Genomic DNA, 3,027 nt, shown 5'->3' with positions numbered 1-3,027 from the left:
TAGACATTTTCAGCATACAACGCCTTGAGCGGCAGACCGATACATCCATGTGCGAGTGTGATCGTGAGCAGCTCCATCATCTCGTTGTTGATAGTGATTCCTCCGTTTCCTTTGAGCAGTATGACCTTAAGCGGTGTGGTGGTTGATGCCATAAATAACCTTTTTCTATCCGATATTCATTTACCATTCCAGTGAGATAAGAAAAGGGGGTCAGGTATTCAATCTTTACTTTTTCCTTATTTATTTTCCTTTTAGATATCTTACTATAAAATACAATGTATGTATAATATAAAGGCTTTCCTTGATTACCTATGGGACTGAGAAAAATGAACTGCTCAAGAAAAATCGTGGAATCGGATTGGAAGAAATCATCAGTGCAATTGATGCTGGAAAGATTTTAGATGTCTATGACCATCCCGATCAGATAAATTATCACGGACAAAAAATTTATGTGATTGAAGCGCTTGATTATGTCTATCTGGTGCCATTTGTTCGTAATGACGAGGGGATTTTTCTAAAGACGATTATCCCAAGTCGAAAAGCCAAAAAGCTCTACAAAGGAGAAGAGAATGTTTGATGAAGAAGAGATGGAGATTTTAAATGCTCTTGAAAATAATAAACTGGTACGCAGTATCAATGCGGATGAAGAAATTGCATTGGCTCGTCAGGCAGCCAAAGAGTACCTTTCAAAATCAAAAAACATTACCATTCGTCTCAGCCTAGGCGATGTAACGACGATCAAACATAAAGCACAAGAGACGGGTATACCCTACCAAACTATTATTTCATCCCTAGTACACCAATACGCCACGGGAAGAATTCGGCTAGAAGCTTAGAAAAGAGTACGATTAAATCCTATGAAAATAACCCCTGTTACTGAAACTAATTCACATGTCTATCACAACCTCGTGCAATACTACGAGGCAGAGTTCTCAGCCCTTACGGGCAAAAAGCCGAACGCTTCGGGTCTGTTCGAACTCGATACCCATCTAGGAGACAGTACCCTAGGATTTTTACTCATAATCGACAATGCCCCTTCCGGAATCGCTGCGATCCATTGTAAAGAGGCTCAAGCCTACGAGGTATGTGAATTTTACGTACTTCCCTATTTTCGAAAAAACGGTATCGGAATGCAGTTTGCCCACACTATTTGGAAAAACTATCCCGGAGATTGGGAGATCAAACAGATTCAGGGAGCCGAATATGCTACCAAATTTTGGCGAAAAACCATTGAACGATTTAACAAAACTATATATACCGAAGAGTCCTGCGACGATCTTCACTGGGGAATCGTCACCCGCCAGCAATTTACGCTAAATTAATACTTCTAAGTAGCCTGATTACATGGTAAAATTTGCCAATGAAATTATTTGTCGCATCCATCAGTTCTCTTGTCCTCTCCACCGCATTATTTAGCGCCCCGACACAGTGTGATGAGCTTTATTACGGCAACGAAGCTCCCGATATTCTAAACGCCAAACTTCTCCCGAAAACCAAAGAGCTGTGCTACAACAGCTTTGCCCTAATGCACTCGGGAATCTCCCGTACGCCGCTATGGAGTGCCGAACATCTCACGAAAGAGGGATTGCGCCATAAGAGCAAACGAACCAACGATTTTCATCCCGAAGAACAGCTAAGTGCCGATGAGCGCGCCGAACTCGCCGATTATGCCAAGTCGGGGTATGACCGGGGGCACATGGCACCCGCCGCCGATATGGGAAACAAGCAAGCGCAGCATGAGTGTTTTACCCTCGCCAACATGGTTCCCCAAGACGCCAAAAACAATCGGGGAGTATGGTCGGCTATCGAAGGGGCTACGCGCCGTTTGACCAGCCAAAAAGGGGAACTCTTTGTTATCACCGGACCGATCTTCAGCGGTTCGCAGATCAAACGGATCGGGGGGAGAATATTGGTTCCCACAAAACTCTATAAAGCGATCTATGATCCCTCCAGCGGACAAGGGGGAGCCTATCTTGTCACCAATGCACCGGGCAACGATTATGAAGTAGTCAGTATTTCTCAGTTGGAGCAGATGAGCGGACTCAAACTCTTTCCGGCAATGGCTCCCTCCGCCAGAGAAAATTCGATGGATTTACCGGATCCGCAAGAGCATCGCGGCGATTCCTACAACAATATCACGAATAAAGATATAATCTATTTGATCGAAAAACTTTTGAAACGGATATTCTAAAATGCCCACACAACCTTTTATGGCATACGAAAATGAAGTTGACTCATTTTTAATAGATGATCTAACGGTCGAAAACCGTCTGGATCGTATCTCGATTTACGGTTCTTTAGAGCTCACAAAAGATCGCCACGGGCTTGAGTCTGCTTTGAAGCTGAAACGAATTATCGATGCATCCATTGATGCCCTAAAGCGGGATAAAACCTTACCCGATCAGATAACAATCAAAGCATCCCAGAGCGTTCAAAATCCTTTTTAAGGATAAGGGGTCATTCCAATGCGATCAATCTGGCCATTACCGTCGCACCCGGAATTCGACTCTATAAATTGACACAAAACGGTCTGGCGTTGCAGGCAACGATTCAAGGATCAAAGTATTGGAAAGACAACGATCTGAATAAGTAGATAATGCTCTGCATTCACTTTTTTTAGTGCGTGGCTTTGAGTTCGATATGCACTTCGATGCTGACAGGGTCAAAGACCATATGCATACCCAGAAAGCGGAAAAAGCGTGCAGAGCCGTAGGCGACGCCCCAAAGGGTGCGATCGAAATCGAAATGTGCTTCAAGTATCAGAGTATTTGCATCCCTTTGTATGAGGGTGGCAGGGACGTTGAGGGTTTTGGCAATGCCACAAAGGCTGAGGCTGCCGTGCAGTGTGTGGTTGATGGAGCTAACGGTGGCGTCGGGCGAGCGTTCGGCACTTTGGACAGTAAAAGTTGCTTCGGGAAACATTTTGACGGAGAAAAAGTCGTCGGAGCGCAGGTGGGAAATGAGCATTTTGGCGTAAACGGCGTCGGCTAGATCGAGATCGGTTATGTCGGTCATGTCTACGGTGAA

General features: G+C 44.7%; 6 protein-coding genes. 5 read left to right on the top strand and 1 reads right to left on the bottom strand.

The features are described 5' to 3' along the window. Positions 1-301 precede the first annotated feature (301 nt). The 5 genes from M0P91_RS15105 to M0P91_RS15085 are packed head-to-tail and all read left to right on the top strand — an operon-like array spanning position 302 to position 2,447. Positions 302-577: a toxin gene (locus M0P91_RS15105; RefSeq protein WP_295069343.1), complete on the top strand. Its 276-nt coding sequence runs from the start codon at positions 302-304 to the stop codon at positions 575-577. After that, on the top strand, positions 570-836 hold the full coding sequence (locus M0P91_RS15100) for a hypothetical protein (RefSeq protein ID WP_295069340.1): 267 nt from the start codon (positions 570-572) through the stop codon (positions 834-836). The genes M0P91_RS15105 and M0P91_RS15100 overlap by 8 nt, the downstream gene beginning before the upstream one ends. Before the next feature lie 21 nt (positions 837-857). Then, complete coding sequence (locus M0P91_RS15095; protein ID WP_295069337.1) at positions 858-1,322, top strand: hypothetical protein; 465 nt, start codon at positions 858-860, stop codon at positions 1,320-1,322. 38 nt (positions 1,323-1,360) lie between these two features. Next, positions 1,361-2,191 (top strand): DNA/RNA non-specific endonuclease, encoded by an 831-nt coding sequence (locus M0P91_RS15090; RefSeq protein WP_295069334.1) that lies wholly within the window; start codon positions 1,361-1,363, stop codon positions 2,189-2,191. 19 nt (positions 2,192-2,210) lie between these two features. Next, complete coding sequence (locus tag M0P91_RS15085) at positions 2,211-2,447, top strand: hypothetical protein (protein ID WP_295069331.1); 237 nt, start codon at positions 2,211-2,213, stop codon at positions 2,445-2,447. A gap of 169 nt (positions 2,448-2,616) precedes the next feature. Here M0P91_RS15085 and M0P91_RS15080 read toward each other — a convergent pair. Beyond that, a partial coding sequence (locus M0P91_RS15080; protein WP_295069328.1) for a YceI family protein occupies positions 2,617-3,027 on the bottom strand: 411 nt, incomplete at its 5' end.

It is taken from the genome of Sulfuricurvum sp. (genome assembly GCF_023229695.1).
Classification (GTDB): Bacteria; Campylobacterota; Campylobacteria; order Campylobacterales; family Sulfurimonadaceae; genus Sulfuricurvum.
Note: the sequence above shows the minus strand (reverse complement) of the source record. Positions and strands in the feature narration are given on the sequence as shown.